Annotated in this window: 17 protein-coding genes and 1 pseudogene; 15 read left to right on the forward strand and 3 right to left on the reverse strand. The window is 70.6% G+C overall.

Annotation, left to right across the window (positions count from 1 at the left end; translation table 11 throughout):
- The first annotated feature begins 134 nt into the window (after positions 1–134).
- Together EV139_RS11275 and aroB are read left to right on the forward strand one after the other, a co-directional pair.
- Positions 135–707 (forward strand): shikimate kinase, encoded by a 573-nt coding sequence (locus EV139_RS11275; RefSeq protein WP_241989034.1) that lies wholly within the window; start codon positions 135–137, stop codon positions 705–707.
- Positions 704–1,789, forward strand: a complete 1,086-nt coding sequence (gene aroB, locus EV139_RS11280) for a 3-dehydroquinate synthase (RefSeq protein WP_130454417.1) — start codon at positions 704–706, stop codon at positions 1,787–1,789. The genes EV139_RS11275 and aroB overlap by 4 nt, the downstream gene beginning before the upstream one ends.
- A gap of 91 nt (positions 1,790–1,880) precedes the next feature.
- Here aroB and EV139_RS11285 read toward each other — a convergent pair whose 3' ends face one another.
- Entirely contained in the window at positions 1,881–3,317 is a 1,437-nt protein-coding gene (locus tag EV139_RS11285) for an AAA family ATPase (protein WP_237464326.1), read from the reverse strand.
- 52 nt (positions 3,318–3,369) lie between these two features.
- Here EV139_RS11285 and EV139_RS11290 point away from each other — a divergent pair, with 52 nt between their 5' ends.
- Positions 3,370–5,295, forward strand: a complete 1,926-nt coding sequence (locus tag EV139_RS11290) for a vWA domain-containing protein (RefSeq protein WP_130454419.1) — start codon at positions 3,370–3,372, stop codon at positions 5,293–5,295.
- 131 nt (positions 5,296–5,426) lie between these two features.
- A complete protein-coding gene (locus EV139_RS11295) occupies positions 5,427–6,284 on the forward strand; it encodes a hypothetical protein (protein ID WP_130454420.1) in 858 nt (285 codons plus the stop codon).
- Positions 6,285–6,306: 22 nt separating this feature from the next.
- On the opposite strand, the gene EV139_RS11300 is transcribed toward EV139_RS11295, so the two are convergent.
- Positions 6,307–6,873, reverse strand: coding sequence for a thioesterase family protein (locus EV139_RS11300; protein WP_130454421.1), 567 nt, complete (start codon positions 6,871–6,873; stop codon positions 6,307–6,309).
- Positions 6,874–7,011: 138 nt separating this feature from the next.
- Between EV139_RS11300 and efp the strand changes: the two genes are divergently transcribed.
- The 11 genes and pseudogenes from efp (at position 7,012) to EV139_RS11355 (ending at position 18,948) form a co-directional block, all read left to right on the forward strand.
- Positions 7,012–7,575, forward strand: a complete 564-nt coding sequence (efp, locus tag EV139_RS11305) for an elongation factor P (protein WP_130454422.1) — start codon at positions 7,012–7,014, stop codon at positions 7,573–7,575.
- Between the two features lie 5 nt (positions 7,576–7,580).
- The gene (gene nusB / locus EV139_RS11310; protein WP_130454423.1) at positions 7,581–7,997 is read left to right on the forward strand and encodes a transcription antitermination factor NusB; all 417 of its coding nucleotides are present in this window, start codon (positions 7,581–7,583) and stop codon (positions 7,995–7,997) included.
- Positions 7,998–8,109: 112 nt separating this feature from the next.
- Positions 8,110–8,670, forward strand: a pseudogene (pyrR, locus tag EV139_RS11315) (bifunctional pyr operon transcriptional regulator/uracil phosphoribosyltransferase PyrR); the annotation flags it as partial.
- Entirely contained in the window at positions 8,667–9,662 is a 996-nt protein-coding gene (locus tag EV139_RS11320; protein WP_130454425.1) for an aspartate carbamoyltransferase catalytic subunit, read from the forward strand. The pseudogene pyrR and the gene EV139_RS11320, both read left to right, overlap by 4 nt.
- Positions 9,659–11,086 (forward strand): dihydroorotase, encoded by a 1,428-nt coding sequence (locus EV139_RS11325; protein ID WP_130454426.1) that lies wholly within the window; start codon positions 9,659–9,661, stop codon positions 11,084–11,086. The genes EV139_RS11320 and EV139_RS11325 overlap by 4 nt, the downstream gene beginning before the upstream one ends.
- Positions 11,083–11,634, forward strand: coding sequence for a PH-like domain-containing protein (locus tag EV139_RS11330; protein WP_130454427.1), 552 nt, complete (start codon positions 11,083–11,085; stop codon positions 11,632–11,634). Before EV139_RS11325 ends, EV139_RS11330 begins: the two co-directional genes overlap by 4 nt.
- A complete protein-coding gene (carA, locus tag EV139_RS11335; RefSeq protein WP_241989035.1) occupies positions 11,631–12,839 on the forward strand; it encodes a glutamine-hydrolyzing carbamoyl-phosphate synthase small subunit in 1,209 nt (402 codons plus the stop codon). The genes EV139_RS11330 and carA overlap by 4 nt, the downstream gene beginning before the upstream one ends.
- 5 nt (positions 12,840–12,844) lie before the next feature.
- The gene (gene carB / locus EV139_RS11340) at positions 12,845–16,147 is read left to right on the forward strand and encodes a carbamoyl-phosphate synthase large subunit (RefSeq protein WP_130454428.1); all 3,303 of its coding nucleotides are present in this window, start codon (positions 12,845–12,847) and stop codon (positions 16,145–16,147) included.
- Positions 16,144–16,995 (forward strand): orotidine-5'-phosphate decarboxylase, encoded by an 852-nt coding sequence (gene pyrF / locus EV139_RS11345; RefSeq protein ID WP_130454429.1) that lies wholly within the window; start codon positions 16,144–16,146, stop codon positions 16,993–16,995. The genes carB and pyrF overlap by 4 nt, the downstream gene beginning before the upstream one ends.
- 55 nt (positions 16,996–17,050) lie before the next feature.
- Positions 17,051–17,995: a guanylate kinase gene (gene gmk, locus EV139_RS11350; protein WP_130454430.1), complete on the forward strand. Its 945-nt coding sequence runs from the start codon at positions 17,051–17,053 to the stop codon at positions 17,993–17,995.
- Positions 17,992–18,948, forward strand: coding sequence for a DMT family transporter (locus EV139_RS11355; protein WP_130454431.1), 957 nt, complete (start codon positions 17,992–17,994; stop codon positions 18,946–18,948). Before gmk ends, EV139_RS11355 begins: the two co-directional genes overlap by 4 nt.
- On the opposite strand, the gene EV139_RS11360 is transcribed toward EV139_RS11355, so the two are convergent.
- Positions 18,929–19,669 carry an ABC transporter ATP-binding protein gene (locus tag EV139_RS11360; RefSeq protein ID WP_337248708.1) on the reverse strand — a complete coding sequence of 247 codons (741 nt, stop codon included), beginning with the start codon at positions 19,667–19,669 and terminating at the stop codon, positions 18,929–18,931. The genes EV139_RS11355 and EV139_RS11360 overlap by 20 nt on opposite strands.
- Between the last annotated feature and the right edge of the window lie 11 nt (positions 19,670–19,680).

The following is a 19,680-nucleotide window of genomic DNA, read 5'->3' on the forward strand; positions in this document are numbered from 1 at the left end:
CACCGAAGCCGGCCCCGCCGACGACGCCCGAACTCCAGCACCCCACCGACGCGGAGCCGCAGGGCGCCGCGCCTGAGCCGCGCTCCCGCGCCGGACGTGGGCGCCCGCGCCGGCGGCGGCGCCGGCGCGGCGGCGTGCGGCTGCCCGATCGCGCCGTGGTGTTCGTCGGCCCGATGGCCGCGGGCAAGACGAGCCTGGGCAAGCGCGTTGCGAAGGAGCTCGGCGTGCCGTTTGTTGATACAGACGCGGTGTTCGTGCGCCAGCACGGGCAGATCGCCGAGTTCTTCACCACGCACGGTGAGGCAGAGTTTCGCCGGATCGAGGCCGAGGTGATCGCGGCGGAGCTCGCCGTTCCGGGCGGACGCATCGTGGCGCTCGGCGGTGGGGCAGTGCTCCGTGAGAGCACGCGCGAGCTGCTGGCTGGGCACCCAGTGGTGCTGCTCATGACCACGCAGGAGGCCGTGCTGCGCACGGCGAACCTTGCTCGTCGCCCGCTGCTGCGCGACGACCCGGAGGCGTGGGGCCGGATCCTTGCGGAGCGCAAACCGCTCTACGACGAGGTCGCCGATGTCACCTACCGCACCGACCGCGCCACGAAAGAACAGCTCGCCCGCCGCGTCGCCCAGTGGGCGCGCAGCTTCGGCAAGAAGAGCGCGCCGCAACCCGGCGCCGAGGCGGCCACGCCACCGAACAGGAGTGAATCATGACGGAGTCCCAGGTAACCGAGATCCGGGTCACTGGCGAGAACGACTACGGCGTCCTCGTGGGGCGCGGGATCCTCGATCGCGTGCCCGAGGTGCTCGGTGAACGCGTCGCGAAGATCCTGATCGTGCACACGCCGACCGTGGGACGCGTGGCCACGGAGCTGCGCGACGCGCTGCAGGGCCAGTACGAGCAGGTGCTGCTCGCCGAGGTGCCCGATGCCGAGTCCGCGAAGCGGGTCGAGGTGGCCGCCTTCTGCTGGCAGATCCTCGGCCAGGCAGACTTCACCCGCACCGATGCCATCATCGGGCTCGGTGGCGGCGCGGTCACCGACCTCGCCGGCTTCGTGGCGGCGACCTGGCTGCGCGGCGTCCGGCTGGTGCAGATCCCCACGAGCGTGCTCGGCATGGTTGACGCATCGGTCGGCGGTAAGACGGGCATCAACACGACCGAGGGCAAGAACCTGGTGGGCGCGTTCTACGCCCCCGCCGGCGTAATCTGCGACCTCGAACTGCTCGAGAGCCTGCCGCGGAACGAGGTGCTCGCCGGGTTCGCCGAGATCGCAAAGTGCGGCTTTATCGCCGAGCCGGGGATCCTCGACCTGTTGGAGGCCGACGTTGCGCGTGCCACTGATCCGACGACGCCCGAGTTCAAGCGGCTCGTTGAGCTCGCCATCGGCGTGAAGGCGCGCGTGGTGTCGGAGGACTTCCGCGAGGGGGGCCTGCGCGAGATCCTCAACTACGGGCACACGCTCGGACACGCGATCGAGCACGCGGAGCGCTACCAGTGGCGGCACGGCGTGGCCATCTCGATCGGCATGATGTACGCCGCCGAGCTGGGCCGCATGGCCGGTGCGCTCTCGGACGCCGCCGTGGACCGGCACCGCCGGATCCTCACCTCGCTCACCCTGCCGCTGAGCTACCCCGCGGGGCGCTGGCCCGGCCTGCTCGCCACCATGCAGCGGGACAAGAAGGCCCGGGCGGGCATGCTGCGGTTTATCGTGCTCGACGAGATCGGCAAGCCGCGCGTGCTTGCCGGCGTGGACGACTCGATGCTGCAGTTCGCGTACCAGGAGATCGCGAGCTAGGCGCGGGCCTCCCGCACCGGCACGCCAGAGCACCCGCGCCGGCGCACTCCGGCGCACTCCGGGGCACCCCGGCGCGTTCCTGCGCCGGGGCTCACCCCAGCCGGAACCCCTGGCCCTCCAGGATGAGGGCGAGGACCCGGCGGTCCTCGCGGTGCATCACGCCCTCCACGAAGCGCGTGAGCGCGCGATCAAGGCTGACCGATCCGGCGCTGGCGGTCACCTTCTGCACGATTGCCACGAGCGTGCGCGGGGCGAGCACCGACTCCTCGAGGCCCGGCCTGCCGTCGATCTCGCGCTCGGTGCTCACGTAGTCGCTAAAGCCGTCGGTGACCGCGCCGGCGAACACCTGCTGGCTGATGAACGCCGCGCGCGCGACCCGCGCGAGCTCGTCCGCGGACCACTCGGGCGGAAGCTCCCCGCGCGCATCGACGATGGCTGCGGCCGCGAGCAGGCCGTTCTCGACCGGAAACTCCTCGAACGGTGTGCCCGCGTCGGGGTAGTGCACCCGGTAGCTGTTCGCACCGAACCGGTTGACCAGCTCCGCGCTCAGGCGATCGAGCCCGCGGTAGCGGTGGGGGGTCTGTTCGTTCGCGGTCGCGAGGATCGCGAAGCCCGGCGCAATGCGCACCTCTCGGCCCGCGTCCTCCTGCACGCCGAGCGCGTCGCCCGGGCGCAGCTGCAGAATGCGGTTCAGGCGCTTCAAGAACTCGGCGGGCATCGCGTTGACCTCGTCAAGGATCACGGGCCGACCCTCGGCCATCGCGCGCAGCAGCGGGCCCGGGGTGAACACGCTCACGGTCGCCCCGTCGACCGCGCGCAGCTCGTGGCTGCCGATCAGCTGCGCGGCGGTGATGTCGCCGTAGCCGGAGACGAGCTCGGGCTCCCGGCCCACGGTGACGCGGGAGAGGTGCTCCGCGAGCGCCGTCTTTGCGCCGCCGGTCTCTCCGAGCAGCAGCACCGGATCACCGCGCAGGATCGCCGGGCCGGCCTCGGCGATGATGCTGCGCATCTGCCCGGTGAGGAGGAGCCCGTCGCGCAGCTGGGAGCGGGCCTCCCGGAGCCGCAGGGTGCCAAGCGCCGCGAGGACCCCGTCCCTGCGCTCGGGCGTCGTGAGCCCGGCGTCGAGGTGCGCGCTACTCGGGTGGGCGTCGTCGCGGTGCGCACCGCCGCGCAGACCCGCGGCCCGCGCCCGCTCACCGGCGGTGAGCCCGCGTCCCTGCGCCACCGCGCGGGCGACCACCGCGTCGGCCGCGGCGGAGCGCGTCCGGGCAGCGAGTTCCGCGCGGCGCTCGGACACCGCAAGGCGCAGCGTCCGCGCGCGCTCGGTGAGCGCCGCATCGAGCGCGGCGCGATGGCTCGGCTCGGCGTGCAGTTCGCTCAACCGGCGCTGCAGCTCAGCGAGGTCCGCGCGGTGGGCCTCGGCCTCGGCCGGTGAGTCCTCCGCAGCGAGCGCGCGGCGCACGCGACGCAGTTCCGCGCTGATTTCCTGGGCCTCCGCGAGCACCGGGTTGGCGTCGAATGTGAGCATGCTCGTCACGCTACCACCACCCCGGCCGTGTCCGGCGGGATAGTGTGAGTGGATGGAAACCGATGCCGGCGTGAGCGCGCCAGTGGGGGAGCTGAGCGCGCGGCTCGCGGCGGTCGGTGGGGTGCTTGGCGTGCCGGTGGTGGTGACCGGGGACGAGCGCTGGGAAGTCGTCGACGGCACGCTGCGCGTGGGACTGGGCTGGTATCTCAGTCGCGGCCACGGGGCGGCCGAGGCGGTGGCCCTGGCGATGCTGCACCTGTGGGAGGGGCCGCGCGGGGAGCGTGTGGCCGCGGCGCGGGCCCGGCGTGCCCGCTCGATTGCGGAGCAGCGGCCCGCGGTGGCGCCGCTGCTCGACGCAGTGCTGCGTGTGCAGTCGGCGGGGGAGCTGTTGCGCGCGATGCCCGGGGTGCGCGGCCCGCTCGCCGCGGCGCTGACCCGCGGCATGCCCGGCGATCTGGGCGTGCTGCCGCGGCACCTGCAGTGGGTTGCCCTGGTGCTGTGGTTTGGTGTGGCCGAGCGCGCGGATCAGCGCGTTGCGGCCGCGGTAGGCACGCTCGACGCGGGCGTGGCCGAGGAGCTCGCGCGGCTGTCGGTGTTGGGCGGCGCCGGAGTTGACCCCGTACGCCGGGTGCTGGCGCCGGATCCGAGCCGTTCGGCCCTGCAGCGGTTCGAGCGCGCGCTCGCGCTGCTGCTGCCGCCGTATGAGCGGCTGCTGGCGCGCGACGCGGCGGAGCGGGGACTGGGGCAGGACGGGGGGAACTCGGGGGCGGCGGCGGACGAAGCTGCGGGGCTTGAGACCGGCTCCGGCGCGGCAGACGCGGACGCGGCGGGCGGCGGGGACGACACCGACACCGACACCTCTGAGGCGGCTCCGCAGAGCGCCGCGGCCGACGAGCAGGAGCGCGCGCGAGCGGGCGAGGGGCGCGACGGTGCCGAGGGCGCGGACCTGTTTGCGGCGGAGCACGCCGGCTTCGTCGAGACGATGCTGACCACGCCAATGCCGGCGACCGGCGCGCTGCTCGACGCGGTGCTTGAGCTGGCGCGCGACCCCGCGCTCGACGAGTCGACGGGGGCGCGCGAACCGGGTGGCGCGGGTGGTGCCGCGGTCGCGGGTTCGGGGAGTACGGCGCTCGCGGAGTATCGGGCGCGTGCGGCGGAGCTCGCGCCGGCGATCGAGCGGATGCGTGCCCTGTGGGAGCGCGTGATCGCCGAGCGGTTGGCGCTGCGGCCGGCGCTGAGCCGCAGGCCGCAGCCGGAGGGGGACGAGCTCGCCATCGAGGCCCTTCCGGGGGCCGTAGCGCAGGCGTTCGCGGGCGTCGCGCGACCGCTCGCGTACCGGAGCCGGGTGGTGCGTCCGCGGCGCACCCGGCGGGCCGGCAGCACCGACTACGTGTTTCTGGTGGATCGGTCTGCCTCGATGCAGGGCGCGATCGCCGCGGCGGCGTCAGACGCGATGCTGATTATGCTGGAGGCGCTGAGCGGGGTGGAGCGCGACGTGCGGCACGCCGAGCGGGCCGCCGGCAGCGAGCTTGAGCTCGACATCCGCACCGCCCTGCTTGTCTTTGACGCTGAGGTGGCGGTCGTCAAACCGCTCTCCGGCGGCATCGACGACGCGGTGCGGCGCGCGCTCGACGCGGCGATCCGCTCGCCCCGCGGGTCGACGAACGATGGGGCCGCGCTGCGGGCCGCGGCGGAGCAGCTCGGCGTCGCGGGGCACGCGAGCGAGGCGCCGCTGGCAGCAGCGGACGGGGTGGAGCGCCGACGCATCGTGATTCTGATCAGCGACGGCGGCTCGAACGATCCCGTCGCCGCGGCCCGTGAGCTGCGTGCGCTGCGTGCGGCCGGTGTGCTCGTGGTGGGCTGCGGCTTCGGGAGCGACGAGATGACCGATCGCTACGCGCCGGACGGGCGTCGCGTTGAGCGCCCGGCGCTCCTCGCCGAGACGCTGCACGACATCATCGCGAGTGAGCTACCGTGAGATACGAACCCAACCCCGGATCCGCCTCAGGACGCCCGGGGCCCGACCCCGGATCCGCCTCAGGACGCCCGGGGCCCGACCCCGGATCCGCCTCGGGACACTCCGGACCCCCAGACGAACAGGACAGCGCAATGGAACGCCACTCGAGTGCGAGCGAGCAGCTGCGGCTGGTGCGCACGCTGTTCCCCGAGCTCTCCGCGCGACTCGACGCCGCCGCGGCGGCGCACACGGGCGAGCAGCCGGGCGCGGAGTTTGACGCCTGGCTCGACCGTGAGGCCGGGGCGATTCACGCGGGGGCGGCGTTTGGAGCGATCGGCGACGCCGACGCGATGCGGCGGCTTGACGAAGCGTTCCGGGCCGCGAGCGTCGCCGCCGGGTTCGCTGCGACCACCGTGCCGGAGCCCGAGGCGTTTGCGGCGGCCGGGGTCGACCTGTCCCGGCTCGGCGCGCTGCTCGCCCGGGACCCGGAGCTTGTTCCGGTCCCCGCGCCGTACGGGCTGGGGATCGAGCACTGGCGCGCCACGTTCGCGCGCGCCGCCGCGGCGCACCCCGAGGTGCTCGGCGGCGAGTCTGGCGGGTCGCCGCTCGTCCTCGCCACCGACGCGGTGCGGGGGTTTGGTGCCCTCGACCGCATCCCCGAGTCTGCGGGGAGCCTGCCGACCGTGGTGCAGCGCGTGGGGCCCGGGCGGGTGGTGCGCTGGACGCTCCGGCTCGTTCCCGGCGGGGCGGCACCCGCCGTGCTGGGGCTCGGCTTCGCGCACGGCCCGCACGCGTCGCTGCCGGAGCTGCTGATGCTGCAGCTCATGCGGATCGCAGCGGGGGAGGCGCCCGTCGACACCGGCACGTTTACCTGGCTCGCCGGCTCGGTCGCCGACGGCAAGCTCGCTGCGCGCCACGTGTACGACGCGGGGGAGCGCGTGATCCGCATCACCTGCCGCGAGATCGGTAATCAGGGCCCGCACCTGGGGGCACGACCGCCGGTCGCCTAGCCGGTGTGGGCGGCTCCTGGGCCTAGTCCCAGGAGCTAAACGCGTCGACTCGGGTCGAGGGCAGCTTCGTTGCCGCGCCCCAGGCGAGGATCTCCTCGGGGACCCGCAGCTCATCGGGGTTCGCGCCGCTCTTCTCGATGATCTCTGAGACGGGCACGACGCCGCCCGTGCGGCGCAGGATGCGCGCGCGCACGAACGCCCGAGCGTACAGATCTGGGCGGCCCTGTGCATCGCGGCGCACGAAGCGCTGCTCCATGTACACGGCCTGATCGTCGAAGCCCAGGATCTTCGACTCGATCCAGAACCGCTTCCACGGGTTCAACGACTTCCGATATGAGATCGTCTGCCCCACGACGACCGGGTACCAGCCCTCGCGCTGGAAGATCTCCCAGGTGCGATTGCGCTGGATCAGATCGAACCGCGCGACGTCCATGATGGAGAGATACTTCCCGTTGTTCATGTGTCGCAGCAGGTCGATGTCGGTGGGCCACACCCGAAACCTGGATCGCGACACGTCGCTGAAGCCGAGCCGGGCGCCGCGCCTGCCCACGAACCACTGGTGCCAGAGCGTGCGGAAGATCATGTGCATACGGCGAAGCCTATGCGCGGCGCGGGGTCCTCGCGACATCATTTGTGCGTCAGCTGCAAATCAGGGGGCGGATCCGGCGTGTAGACTGTATCGGCGCGCTTCAGCGCTCGAACTTTATAGAACCCGGAGAACCACTGCATGGCAACCTCGAACGACATCAAGAACGGCACCGTCATCAAGGAGAACGGTCAGCTCTGGAGCGTGATCGAGTTCCAGCACGTCAAGCCGGGTAAGGGTGGCGCGTTCGTACGCACGAAGCAGAAGAACGTGGTCTCGGGCAAGATCATCGACAAGACCTACAACGCTGGCGCGAAGATCGAGACCGCGAGCGTCGACCGCCGCGACTACCAGTACCTGTACCAGGACGGCGCCGACTTCGTCTTCATGGACCAGTCTGACTACGACCAGCTGACGGTCTCGCCGACGGTGGTGGGCGACGCCTCAAAGTACATGCTTGAGAGCCAGCAGGTGCAGATCGCGCTCCACGAGGGCGAGCCCCTCTACCTCGAAATGCCGGCGTCCGTCGTGCTCGAGGTCACCTACACCGAGCCGGGCCTGCAGGGCGATCGCTCCACGGGCGGCACCAAGTCGGCAACCCTCGAGACCGGCGCCGAGATCCAGGTGCCGCTGTTCCTCGAGACCGGCACGAAGGTCAAGGTAGACACCCGCACGGGTGACTACCTCGGCCGGGTCAACGACTAGTCTCCGTGTCTGCACGGACGAAAGCTCGCAAGCGGGCGCTCGACATGCTCTACCAGGCAGACCTGCGTGGAGAATCGATCGCCGCAATTGTCAACGCCGAAGCGAAGCGCGCGGCGGGCGAGCCCGATCGGGCCGCCTCCTGGCTGTACGCCCGCGAGATCGTCGACGGGGTCAGTGACCACCGCGACGAGATCGACGAGCTCATTATGAGCTACGCGCTGGGGTGGACGCTCGACCGGATGCCGCACCTCGATCGTGCGCTGCTGCGCATGGCGTCGTGGGAGATCCTTTTCAACCCGGAGGTGCCGACCCCGGTCGCCATCGACGAAGCGGTTGAGCTCGCAAAGGAATACTCGACGGACGACTCCGGTCGCTTCGTCAACGGTGTGCTGGGCCGCGTCGCGGACCACGCCCGAGGCTGAGCCCGGTGCGGGCGCGAGTGATCGTGCCCGCACCGGAACGGTCGCAGGATCGGCTATGCTGGTCACATCAGCTTTTCTTTAACTCCCGTCCAGTGAGGCGGAGAAGGGGGGCTCGAATATGGGAACGCGTGTAGTGCTTGAAAGCGCTGAGATCTCGCGGGCACTGACTCGAATCTCGCATGAAATCATCGAGGCAAACAAGGGCGTTGATGGCCTTGTACTGGTGGGGATCCCCACGCGCGGCACGTTCTTGGCCGCCCGGATCGCCGACACCATCTCGCGGATCGAGGGACGAGACGTCCCCGTAGCGAGCCTCGACGTCACCATGTACCGTGACGACCTCGCGCACCATCCGACGCGCGCCCCGCACCCCACCGACATGCCGGTGACCGGGATCGACGGCTGCACCGTGGTGCTCGTCGACGACGTGCTCTACTCGGGACGCACCGTGCGCGCCGCGCTCGACGCGCTGAACGACCACGGCCGGCCGAAGGCGGTGCGGCTCGCCGCGCTCATCGACCGCGGGCACCGCGAGCTGCCGATCCGCGCGGACTACATCGGCAAGAACCTGCCGAGCGCAAAGCACGAGCGCATCTCTGTGCGGCTCGCCGAGCACGACGGCATCGACGAGGTCACCATCTCGTCCGACGCCGCCGAGGGGGACCGCGCATGAGGCACCTGCTCGACACACGCACGCTGAGCCGGGACGACGCGATCCTGATCCTCGACACCGCCGAGGACATGGCGGCCACGCAGCAGCGCGAGGTGAAGAAACTTCCCACGCTGCGCGGCAAGACCGTGGTGAACCTGTTCTTTGAGGACTCGACGCGCACGCGGATCTCGTTCGAGGCCGCCGCGAAGCGGCTCTCCGCCGACGTGATCAACTTCACTGCGAAGGGCTCCTCGGTGTCGAAGGGCGAGTCGCTGAAGGACACCGCGCAGACGCTGCAGGCGATCGGCGCCGACGGTGTGGTGATCCGCCACCCCGCGTCTGGCGCGCCGGCCCGGCTCGCGTCGAGCGGGTGGATCGACGCCGGCGTGCTCAACGCCGGTGACGGCACGCACGAGCACCCCACCCAGGCCCTGCTCGACGCGTTCACCATGCGCCGCCGCCTCTTCGGCGCGGACAGCCGCGGGCGCGACCTCGACGGCGTGTCCGTGGTGATCGTCGGCGACATCGCCCACTCGCGCGTGGCCCGCTCAAACCTGTGGCTGCTGAACGCGCTCGGCGCACACGTGAGCTTCGTGGCGCCAGAGACGCTGCTGCCCTACGGCGCACGAACCTGGCCCGTGACGAATCACCACTCGCTCGATGAGGCCCTCCGCGTGGAGCGCCCGGACGTGGTGATGATGCTGCGGATCCAGAGCGAGCGCATGCACGCGGCGTTCTTCCCCAACGAGCGGGAGTACGCTCGAAACTGGGGCCTCGACGATGCGCGCCTCGCGCGGCTCAGCGAGCGCGCCATTGTGATGCACCCCGGGCCGATGAACCGCGGCCTGGAGATCTCCTCGCGCGCCGCGGACTCGCCGCGCTCAACCGTGCTCGAACAGGTCACCAACGGCGTCTCCGTGCGCATGGCAGCCCTGTACCTGCTGCTCTCTGGCGAGCGCGGCGCCCAGCCCGACCCCGACCCCACTAGCTCCCGTGAAGGAGAGACCGCATGACCGCGAACCCCGGCATCCTGATCCGCGGGGCGCGCCTCGCCGCGGCCCTCACCGAGCGCGGTGCGGAGCTCTCCGCCGCAGCCCCGGTCGATCTCCGCATCGTCGACGGCGTGATCGTGGAGCGCGGCACCGACCTCGCACCCCGGGCCGGAGAGCGAGTCATCGAGGCAGACGGACTCGTAGCGCTCACCGGTCTCGTCGACCTGCACACCCACCTGCGCGAGCCGGGCTTTGAGCAGTCTGAGACGGTGCTCACCGGTACGCGGGCGGCGGCGGCGGGCGGCTTCACGAGCGTTTTCGCGATGGCGAACACGCTGCCCGTGCAAGACACCGCCGGTGTGGTTGAGCAGGTGCAGGCGCTCGGCGACGCGGGGGGCTACGCCACCGTGCGCCCGATCGGCGCGGTCACCGAGGACCTGGCGGGGGAGAAGCTCAGCGAGATCGGTGCGATGGCGCAGTCCCGCGCGCAGGTGCGCGTGTTCTCCGACGACGGCAAGTGCGTGCACGACCCGCTGCTGATGCGCCGCGCCCTTGAATACGTGAAGACGTTCGACGGTGTGATCGCCCAGCACGCGCAGGATCCACGCCTCACCGAGGGTGCGCAAATGAACGAGGGCGCGCTGTCGAGCGAGCTTGGCCTGAAGGGCTGGCCCGCGGTTGCGGAGGAGTCGATCATCGCCCGCGACGTGCTGCTCGCCGAGCACACGGGCGCGCGGCTGCACATCTGTCACCTCTCCACGGCCGGATCGGTCGAGGTGGTGCGCTGGGCGAAGGCGCGCGGCGTGGCAGTGACGGCGGAGGTCACACCGCACCACCTGATCCTCACCGAGGAGCTCGTGCGCAGCTACGACGCGCGGTACAAGGTGAACCCGCCGCTGCGGCGGGAGGAGGACGTGCTCGCCCTGCGGGCGGCCGTCGCCGACGGGGTGATCGACATTATCGCGACCGACCACGCGCCGCACCCGCTCGAGGCGAAGGAGTGCGAGTGGGACGCCGCGGCGTTTGGCATGGTGGGGCTCGAATCGGCGCTGCCGATCGCGCTCGCCACGCTTGTGAACGGCGGCCACACCAGCTGGGCCGAGCTCGAGGTGCTGCTCTCGCACCGCCCCGCTCAGATCGGCGGCCTCACGGGCGCGCCGATCGCGCTGGAGGCCGGCCAGCCGGCAGACCTCGTGCTCGTGGACCCGAGCGGCAGCAGCGTCTTCGACACTGAGCGCCTCCGCGGCATGAGCGTCAACTCGCCCTACCTGGGCATGGAGCTCCCCGGCAGTGTGCGCTACACGGTGCGCCGCGGCTACCTCACGCTCGACGACGGGGCGCTCGTGCCCGAGGCGACGGTTGCGGCGGCGGCGCGGGCTGCCGGAGCCACCCAGAACGGCGCGGCCGCTGCCTCGGCCGCAGAACACTCGGAGGTGTCACAGTGACCACGCTCGGCTACACACTCGTGATGGTCGCGATCGCGGCGCTCGCGCTGGGCGGCATGTGGTTTGCCTGGCGCGCGCGTGCGCGCCGCGATGCCGCGGTTGTGGCGTCCGCGGAGCCCCTCGCGGGCGCGCTGATCGCGGAGTTCCCGCGGGCAAGCTACGTCTCGACCACGCCGGCGGGCGCGCCACTTGAGCGGGTTGCCATCCCGGGACTTCGCTACAAGGGCTACGCGAGCGTCGCAGTGCGCCGCGACGGGGTGGTGATCGCCGTGACCGGCGAGGCTCCCGTCACCATTGGCGTCGCGCAGCTCACGGGGGCCGGCACGGCGAACGGCCGAGTCGGTAAGACCGTCGAGCGCGACGGGCTCTCGCTCCTGCGCTGGCGCACGGGGGCACCCGGTGCGCCCGCCCGCGACGTTGAATCAAGTTTTAGATTTGCGGACCCGGCGGAGCAGCAGCGCTTCGCGACCGCCATCTCGCAGGTGCTCACCACGGGCACCAACGCACAGACCAACACCACTCACCCCACGATCCAGGAGGAAGCGTGACCACGAATACGACCGAAGTAACGGTGCCGCCGGCAACCGCCGTGCCCCAGGGCGCCGCGGTGCTCGTACTCGAGGACGGCTCGCGCTACGTTGGCCGCGCCTACGGCGCCACCGGCCGAACGCTCGGCGAGGTCGTGTTCTCCACCGGCATGACCGGCTACCAGGAGACCCTCACCGACCCGTCGTACGCCGGGCAGATCGTCCTCATGACGGCGCCGCACATCGGCAACACCGGCGCGAACGACACCGATATGGAATCCCGCAAGATCTGGGTCGCCGGCTTCATCGTCCGCGATCCCGCGCGCCGCGTCTCGAACTTCCGGGCGCAGCGCTCGCTCGACGAGGACCTCGTGAACGACGGGGTTGTGGGAATCTCGGGCATCGACACCCGCGCGGTCACCCGCCAGATCCGCTCCGCCGGCGCGATGCGGGCGGGCGTGTTCTCGGGCGCGGAGCTGGAGCTCTCCGAAGCCGAGCAGCTCGAACTCGTCCGTGAGCAGGCCGGCATGGCCGGAAAGAACCTCTCGCAGGAGGTGACCACTCCCGAGCGCTACGACGTTCCCGCGGCTGAGGGCGTCGCCCGCGTGGGCACCATTGCCGTGCTCGACCTGGGCATCAAGCGCGCCACGGTGCGCTACCTCTCGGAGCACGGCTTCGACGTGGTGGTGCTCCCCGCGAGCACCACGCTCGAGGAGATCCGAGCGCTCGCACCCGACGCCCTGTTCTACTCGAACGGCCCCGGCGACCCCTCGGCGAGCGACGCGCAGGTGGTGCTGCTGCGCGAGCTGCTGCGCGACGGGATCCCGTACTTCGGGATCTGCTTCGGCAACCAGCTCCTCGGCCGCGCGCTCGGCTTCGGCACGTACAAGCTGCCGTTCGGCCACCGCGGCATCAACCAGCCGGTGCTCGACAAGCGCACGGGGCGCGTGGAGATCACTGCCCAGAACCACGGCTTCGCCGTCGACGCGCCCATCGAGGGCGAGATTGCCTCGCCCGAGGGCTTCGGCCGCGTGCAGGTGAGCCACATCAGCCTGAACGATCAGGTGGTCGAGGGGCTTGAGTGCCTCGACATCCCCGCATTCTCGGTGCAGTACCACCCGGAGGCCGCGGCCGGCCCGCACGACGCCTTCTATCTCTTCGACCGCTTCCGCACGCTGGTCCAGGACCGCGCCGCCGCAGCAGACACCACCACCCAGGGAGCCTAAGAAGTATGCCCAAGCGTTCAGACATCAATTCGGTCCTCGTTATCGGCTCCGGCCCGATCGTCATCGGGCAGGCGTGCGAGTTTGACTACTCGGGGACCCAGGCGTGCCGCGTGCTCCGCGAGGAGGGCGTACGCGTCATCCTGATCAACTCAAACCCGGCCACGATCATGACCGACCCGGACTTCGCGGATGCGACCTACGTCGAGCCGATCACCGCTGCCGTCATCGAGACGATCATCGCGAAGGAAAAGCCGGACGCGATCCTGCCGACCCTCGGGGGCCAGACCGCGCTCAACGCGGCGATGGAGCTCCACGAGCAGGGCATCCTCGACAAGTACAACGTCGAGCTGATCGGCGCTAAGGTCGACGCGATCCAGAAGGGCGAGGATCGCCAGCTGTTCAAGGACATCGCGATCGCCGCGGGCGCCGGTGTGGCCAAGTCGTACATCGCGACCACGGTCGAGGCAGCGAAGGGGTACGCGCAGGATCTCGGGTACCCCCTCGTGGTGCGTCCCTCGTACACGATGGGCGGCCTCGGGTCCGGCTTCGCGTACACCGAGGAGGAGCTCGTGCGGATCGTCACCGACGGCCTGCACTACAGCCCCACCACCGAGGTGCTCCTTGAGGAGTCAATCCTCGGCTGGAAGGAGTACGAGCTTGAGCTCATGCGCGACACCAAGGACAACGCCGTGGTGGTGTGCTCGATCGAGAACGTCGACGCCGTGGGCGTGCACACGGGCGACTCGATCACGGTTGCCCCCGCGCTGACCCTGACCGACCGCGAGTACCAGAACCTGCGCGACATCTCGATCGACATCATCCGTCGCGTGGGCGTCGACACGGGCGGCTGCAACATTCAGTTCGCGATCGACCCCGCCGACGGCCGCGTGGTCGTCATCGAGATGAACCCGCGCGTCTCGCGCTCCTCGGCGCTCGCGTCGAAGGCCACGGGCTTCCCGATCGCCAAGATCGCGGCGAAGCTGGCCATCGGATACACGCTCGATGAGATCCCGAACGACATCACGATGAAGACGCCGGCCTCGTTCGAGCCCGCAATCGACTACGTCGTGGTGAAGACCCCCCGCTTCGCCTTCGAGAAGTTCCCGGCCGCCGACGACACGCTCACGACCACCATGAAGTCGGTCGGCGAGGCGATGGCGATCGGCCGCAACTTCACGACCGCGCTGCAGAAGTCGCTGCGCTCGCTCGAGAAGCGCGGCACCTCGTTCCACTGGGGCGAGGAGACGCGCCCCGTCGCCGACATCCTCGAGACGATCAAGCGCCCCACGGACGGCCGGATCGTCGACGTGCAGCAGGCACTGCGCCTCGGCGCGACGCTCGAGCAGGTCTTCGAGTCCACCAAGATCGACCCCTGGTTCCTTGACCAGATCGTGCTCATCAACGAGGTCGCAGAGCTCGTCAAGGCCGCGCCGCAGCTCACGCTCGACGTGCTCCGCGAGGCAAAGGATCACGGCTTCTCCGACGCGCAGATCGCGGCGATCCGCGGCCTCTCCGAGTCTGAGATTCGCGGGCTCCGCCACGGGCTCGGGCTGCGCCCCGTCTACAAGACCGTGGACACGTGCGCGGGCGAGTTCCCAGCGCTCACGCCCTACCACTACTCCTCGTACGACCTCGAGACCGAGGTCACCCCGTCGGAGCGCACCAAGGTCGTGATTCTGGGCTCGGGCCCCAACCGCATCGGGCAGGGCGTCGAGTTCGACTACTCCTGCGTGCACGCATCGTTTGCGCTCTCCGAGGCCGGCTACGAGACGATCATGATCAACTGCAACCCGGAGACGGTCTCGACCGACTACGACACCTCAGACCGCCTGTACTTCGAGCCGCTGACGCTCGAAGACGTGCTCGAGGTGATCCACGCGGAGCAGGCCTCCGGCACGCTGCTCGGCGTGGTGGTGCAGCTCGGTGGGCAGACCGCGCTCGGTCTCGCGCAGCCGCTGAAGGACGCGGGCATCCCGATCCTCGGCACCACGCCCGAGGCGATCGACCTCGCCGAGGAGCGCGGCGCATTCGCCGGGATCCTCGAGCGCGCCGGGCTCGTCGCCCCGCGCAACGGAACCGCGATCGACGAGGAGGGTGCGATCCGCATCGCCGAGGAGATCGGCTACCCGGTGCTCGTGCGCCCGTCGTTCGTGCTCGGCGGCCGCGGCATGGAGATCGTGTACGACACCGAGTCGCTGCACGGCTACTTCGGCCGCATCGAGGGCCACGCACTCGTGGGCCCCGGCCACCCACTGCTCGTCGACCGGTTCCTCGACGACGCGATCGAGATCGACGTTGATGCCCTCTACGACGGCGAGCAGCTGTACGTGGGCGGCGTCATGGAGCACATCGAGGAGGCCGGCGTGCACTCGGGCGACTCGAGCTGCACCCTGCCGCCCATCACCCTCGGGCACGACCAGATCGCCCAGGTCCGTGAGGCGACGCTCGGGATCGCCGCCGGCCTCGGCGTACGCGGCCTCCTCAACGTGCAGTTTGCGATCGGCCAGGGTGTGCTCTACGTGCTCGAGGCAAACCCTCGCGCCTCGCGCACGGTACCGTTCGTGTCGAAGGCGCTGGGGATCCCGCTCGCGAAGGCCGCCTCGCGCGTGATGGCCGGCGAGAGCATCCAGCAGCTCATCGATGCCGGGCTGCTGCCCGAGCGCGACGGCTCCCGGGCTCCGATCGACGCCCCCATCGCGGTGAAGGAGGCTGTGCTGCCGTTCAAGCGCTTCCGCACCTACGAGGGGCTCGTCGTCGACTCGCTGCTCGGGCCGGAGATGCGCTCGACCGGTGAGGTCATGGGCATGGACCGCGACTTCCCCACGGCGTTTGCGAAGAGCCAGTCGGCCGCGGGCAGCCAGCTTCCCGTCTCGGGCACGGTGTTCCTCTCTGTGGCCGATCGCGACAAGCGCTCGGTGGTGCTCCCCGCGCTGCGCTTGCAGGAGCTGGGGTACCGGATTCTCGCAACGCAGGGCACCCAGGTGGTGCTCGCCCGCAACGGGATCACGTCCGAGGTGGTGCGCAAGCACTCCCTGCAGGCCGAGGGCGACACGATTGTCGACCTGATCAACCGTGGCGAGGTCGACATGATCGTGAACACCCCGTCCGGCAGCTCAGCGCGCGCCGACGGGTACGAGATCCGCGCCGCGGCAGTCGCCGCGGACAAGCCGATCTTTACAACGATCTCCGAGCTGTCGGCGGCGGTCGGCGCGGTGTCGGCGCAGAAGCAGGGCTTCGACGTGAAGTCGCTGCAGGAGTACGAGGTTGATCGCGTCGCAGTGCGCGCCCAGGAGGCCGCAGCACGATGACCGTCTCGTTCGGAACCCGGCTCGCGTCTGAGCTCGCTGCGAAGCGGCACCTGTGCGTGGGCATCGACCCCCACGCACCGCTGCTGTCGGATTGGGGGCTCGCCGACGACGCGGCCGGGGCCGAGCGGATGGGGCGCGAGGTCGTCGCCGCGGCCGCCGGGGTCGCGGCCTGCGTGAAACCGCAGGTCGCCTTCTTCGAGCGGTTTGGCTCGGCCGGCTTCGTGGCGCTCGAGCGAGTGCTCGCGGACGCGCGCGCCGCGGGGCTCCTTGTGATCGCCGACGTGAAGCGTGGCGACATCGGATCGAGTTTCGCCGCGTACGCGGACGCCTGGTTGCGGCCCGGATCCCCGCTGGAGGCCGACGCGATGACCGTCGCCGCCTACCAGGGCTTCGGGAGCTTGAGAGGTGCCTTCGACCGCGTGCGCGAGGACGGGAAGGGCCTCTTCGTGCTCGCCGCCACTTCGAACCCGGAGGCGCGCGACGTGCAGCAGGCGGTGCGCGCCGACGGCAGGACCGTGGCTCAGGCGATGGTGGACGACGCGCTCGCGTGTGGCCACCCGGGCGACGATCACGTCAATTCAGTGGGGGTCGTGCTCGGCGCAACCCTCCGCCTCGAAGACTTCGGCATCGACGCGTCGGCACCCCCGGCGCGACCGGCGCTGCCGGTCCTCGCACCCGGGTTTGGATTCCAGGGCGCGAGAGTTGAGGATGCCGCGGAGATTTTTGGCGGTTTTGGCTGGGCGCTGCTCGCCAGCGAGTCGCGCAGCGTGCTCGCCGGCGGACCGATCGGGCTCGCGACTCGCGTGCGTGATCGGGCAGAAGCCGTGGCAACTGCGCTCACTGTGTGACACGCTTAACAGTGAGGAACGTTTGGGGGGCAGGACGACGAGTGGAGACGATGAGATGAACAGCTCAGAGAATCGCACCGCGCGCACGATGCCCGCGGTGGACCGTATTGCAGCGAACCGCGCCGCGATCGCGGCGCGTCAGGCGCGCGCGGAACTGAAACGACGGCTTCGCAGCGGGGAGGTGTCCCCGCTCCGCGTGCTGGAGCAGTCGGTGGTGCCAGGCAGCCCTGCCGCGACCCTGAGGATCACCGATTTTCTGCTCTCCTTCCCGGCGATCGGCGTGGTGAAGGCCGAGCGCGTGCGCGCGCAGCTTGAGATCTCCGAGCGCAAGCGGCTCGGCGGCCTCGGTACGCTGCAGCGCGAGCGGCTCGAGCGGTTTGTGCGCGAGCGGACCGGGATCGAGGAGAACCCGGGCCGGCCGCCGTTGACCGTACTCGCGGGCCCCACCGCGGTGGGCAAGGGAACGGTCGCGAACTACATTCGGGAGCACTACCCGGAGGTGCGCCTCTCGGTCTCGGCAACGACGCGTGACCCGCGCCCCGGCGAGGTCGACGGGTCGCACTACTTCTTCGTCTCTGACGAGGGATTCGATCGGATGCTTGCCTCGGACGAGCTGCTCGAGTGGGCCACCGTGCACAACAAGTACCGGTACGGCACCCCGCGCGGCCCGGTGCTTGAGGCCGCTGCCCGCGGCGAGATGATGCTGCTCGAGATCGATCTCCAGGGTGCGCGCCAGGTACGCGCGAGCATGCCCGAGGCGCGCCTCGTGTTTCTCGCTCCGCCGAGCTGGGACGAGCTCGTGAATCGCCTGGTCGGTCGCGGCACCGAGGACGCGGAGGAGCGCGCGCGGCGGTTGGAAACCGCCAAGGTGGAGCTCGCCGCTGCCGACGAGTTCGACGAGATCATCGTCAACGACGAGGTGCCACGCGCGGCCGCGCGGCTCGTTGAGATCATGCGCGGCGAACCCGCCACCGCGCCCGCAGAACCGCCGCACGCATGATCGATCAGGTGTCGGAGCTCGACCCGACGCAGTTCTGGGGAATCCCGCTCGCCCTCGTGGGAGCGGGATTCCTCGCCGTCGGCGCCCAGTACCAGTCCCGGGGCCTGAACAAGGTCGAACGCATCGTCGGCGAGAGCGCCGGCGCGGGACTCTCCTGGGGGCACATTCGCAACCTGCTCCGACGCCCGTCCTGGGTGATCGGCACCGTCCTGCTCGGCCTGGCCGTCGTGTTCCAGATCGGTTCGCTGTCGCTCTCCCCGCTCATCATCGTCCAGCCGATCGGCGTGGTGGGGCTCATTATCACCTCGATCCTCAACGCCCGCGTGAGCGGACTCCGCCTGGGCAAGCGCGTGCGGGCGTCGCTCGGGCTCGCGGTCCTCGGCATCGTCGCGTTCGTGACGATCGCCGCGTTTACCGCGCGCGACCGGCCCGTGACCGACGCGAAGCTCGTGGTGATCCTCATCGCCTTCGGCGTGGTGCTGCTCCTCGCGCTCCTGCTCTTTGCGGCCTTCCGGCACCGCAGCTTCGCGCTCATCTACATCGTGGGCGCGGGAGTGCTCTACGGTTTCGTGGCGACCTTCGCGAAGGCCGTGATCGGGCGACTGCAGCAGGGTGAGTTCGAGTGGCTCACCTGGACGTGCGTGGCCGCCCTGGTCGTGGGCGCGCTGCTGGGCATGGTGTTCGTGCAGAACGCCTACTCGTCTGGCCCACCCGACCTCGTGGTCGCCGGTCTCACCGTCATCGACCCGATTGTCGCCGTGCTCATCGGGATCGTGGTGCTGGGCGAGGCGGCCGGAGCCCCCGGCTGGGCGGTGCTTGTCTACGTGCTCTCGGGCATCGTCGCGATCATCGGCGTGATCGGCCTGGCGAAGTTCCACCCGCAGGCCGGGGCCACCGCGAGCCCGACGGACGCGGTGACCCCGGATTCGACGCCTAGTCCCGCAGCTCAGTAACCGACCCGTTGGCGAGGCGCAGCCGCCGGTGCGCGCGCCGCGCCACGGCCGAGTCGTGGGTCACGGCGATGATCGTGAGCCCCTCGCGGTTGAGCTCCTCAAGCAGGCTCAGGATCTCGTCTCGCATGTCCTCATCGAGGTTGCCGGTGGGCTCGTCGGCGAGGAGCACGTGGGGCTTGCCCACGATCGCCCGCGCGATCGCGACGCGCTGCTGCTGACCGCCCGAGAGCTCCTGGGGGCGGTGGTCGGCGCGATCGGCGAGGCCCACGCGCGCGAGCGCCTCGGCGACCCGCCGGTCGCGCTCCTCTCGGGGGAGCCCGCGCGGCTCAAGGGCGGTGTCGACGTTTTCGCGGGCGGAGAGCGTGGGGAGCAGGTTGAACGACTGGAAGACGAAGCCCATGCGCTGCGCCCGCAGCTCGGTGAGTTTCGCGTCGGCGAGGCCCGAGAGCGCGAGGCCCGCGAACCGAATCTCGCCGCCGCTCGGGCGGTCGAGCGCGCCGAGCAGCTGAAGGAGCGTCGACTTGCCGCCGCCCGTCGGCCCCTGAATGGTGACGAACTCGCCTCGGTGCAGGGCGAGGTCCACGCAGGAGAGCGGCGTGATGGTGGTCTCGCCCTTCCGGTAGCTGCGGGTCACGCAGTCGAGGCGGTACAGCGGTTCGTCCGTGCCGGTCGGCGTGGTGTCACGCCGCTGCGCGGCATCCGGGGGAGTTGTGGTGCTCATGCTTGCGTCCT

The organism is Leucobacter luti, from assembly GCF_004217175.1.
GTDB lineage: Bacteria > Actinomycetota > Actinomycetes > Actinomycetales > Microbacteriaceae > Leucobacter > Leucobacter luti.

Excerpts from the sequence above, each read along its gene's own strand:
- aroB (WP_130454417.1), top strand. The coding sequence starts at position 704 with ATGACGGAGTCCCAGGTAACCGAGATCCGGGTCACTGGCGAGAACGAC.
- EV139_RS11285 (WP_237464326.1), bottom strand. The coding sequence starts at position 3,317 with ATGCTCACATTCGACGCCAACCCGGTGCTCGCGGAGGCCCAGGAAATC.
- EV139_RS11290 (WP_130454419.1), top strand. The coding sequence starts at position 3,370 with ATGGAAACCGATGCCGGCGTGAGCGCGCCAGTGGGGGAGCTGAGCGCG.
- EV139_RS11295 (WP_130454420.1), top strand. The coding sequence starts at position 5,427 with ATGGAACGCCACTCGAGTGCGAGCGAGCAGCTGCGGCTGGTGCGCACG.
- EV139_RS11300 (WP_130454421.1), bottom strand. The coding sequence starts at position 6,873 with ATGCACATGATCTTCCGCACGCTCTGGCACCAGTGGTTCGTGGGCAGG.
- efp (WP_130454422.1), top strand. The coding sequence starts at position 7,012 with ATGGCAACCTCGAACGACATCAAGAACGGCACCGTCATCAAGGAGAAC.
- EV139_RS11320 (WP_130454425.1), top strand. The coding sequence starts at position 8,667 with ATGAGGCACCTGCTCGACACACGCACGCTGAGCCGGGACGACGCGATC.
- EV139_RS11325 (WP_130454426.1), top strand. The coding sequence starts at position 9,659 with ATGACCGCGAACCCCGGCATCCTGATCCGCGGGGCGCGCCTCGCCGCG.
- carB (WP_130454428.1), top strand. The coding sequence starts at position 12,845 with ATGCCCAAGCGTTCAGACATCAATTCGGTCCTCGTTATCGGCTCCGGC.
- pyrF (WP_130454429.1), top strand. The coding sequence starts at position 16,144 with ATGACCGTCTCGTTCGGAACCCGGCTCGCGTCTGAGCTCGCTGCGAAG.
- gmk (WP_130454430.1), top strand. The coding sequence starts at position 17,051 with ATGAACAGCTCAGAGAATCGCACCGCGCGCACGATGCCCGCGGTGGAC.
- EV139_RS11355 (WP_130454431.1), top strand. The coding sequence starts at position 17,992 with ATGATCGATCAGGTGTCGGAGCTCGACCCGACGCAGTTCTGGGGAATC.
- EV139_RS11360 (WP_337248708.1), bottom strand. The coding sequence starts at position 19,669 with ATGAGCACCACAACTCCCCCGGATGCCGCGCAGCGGCGTGACACCACG.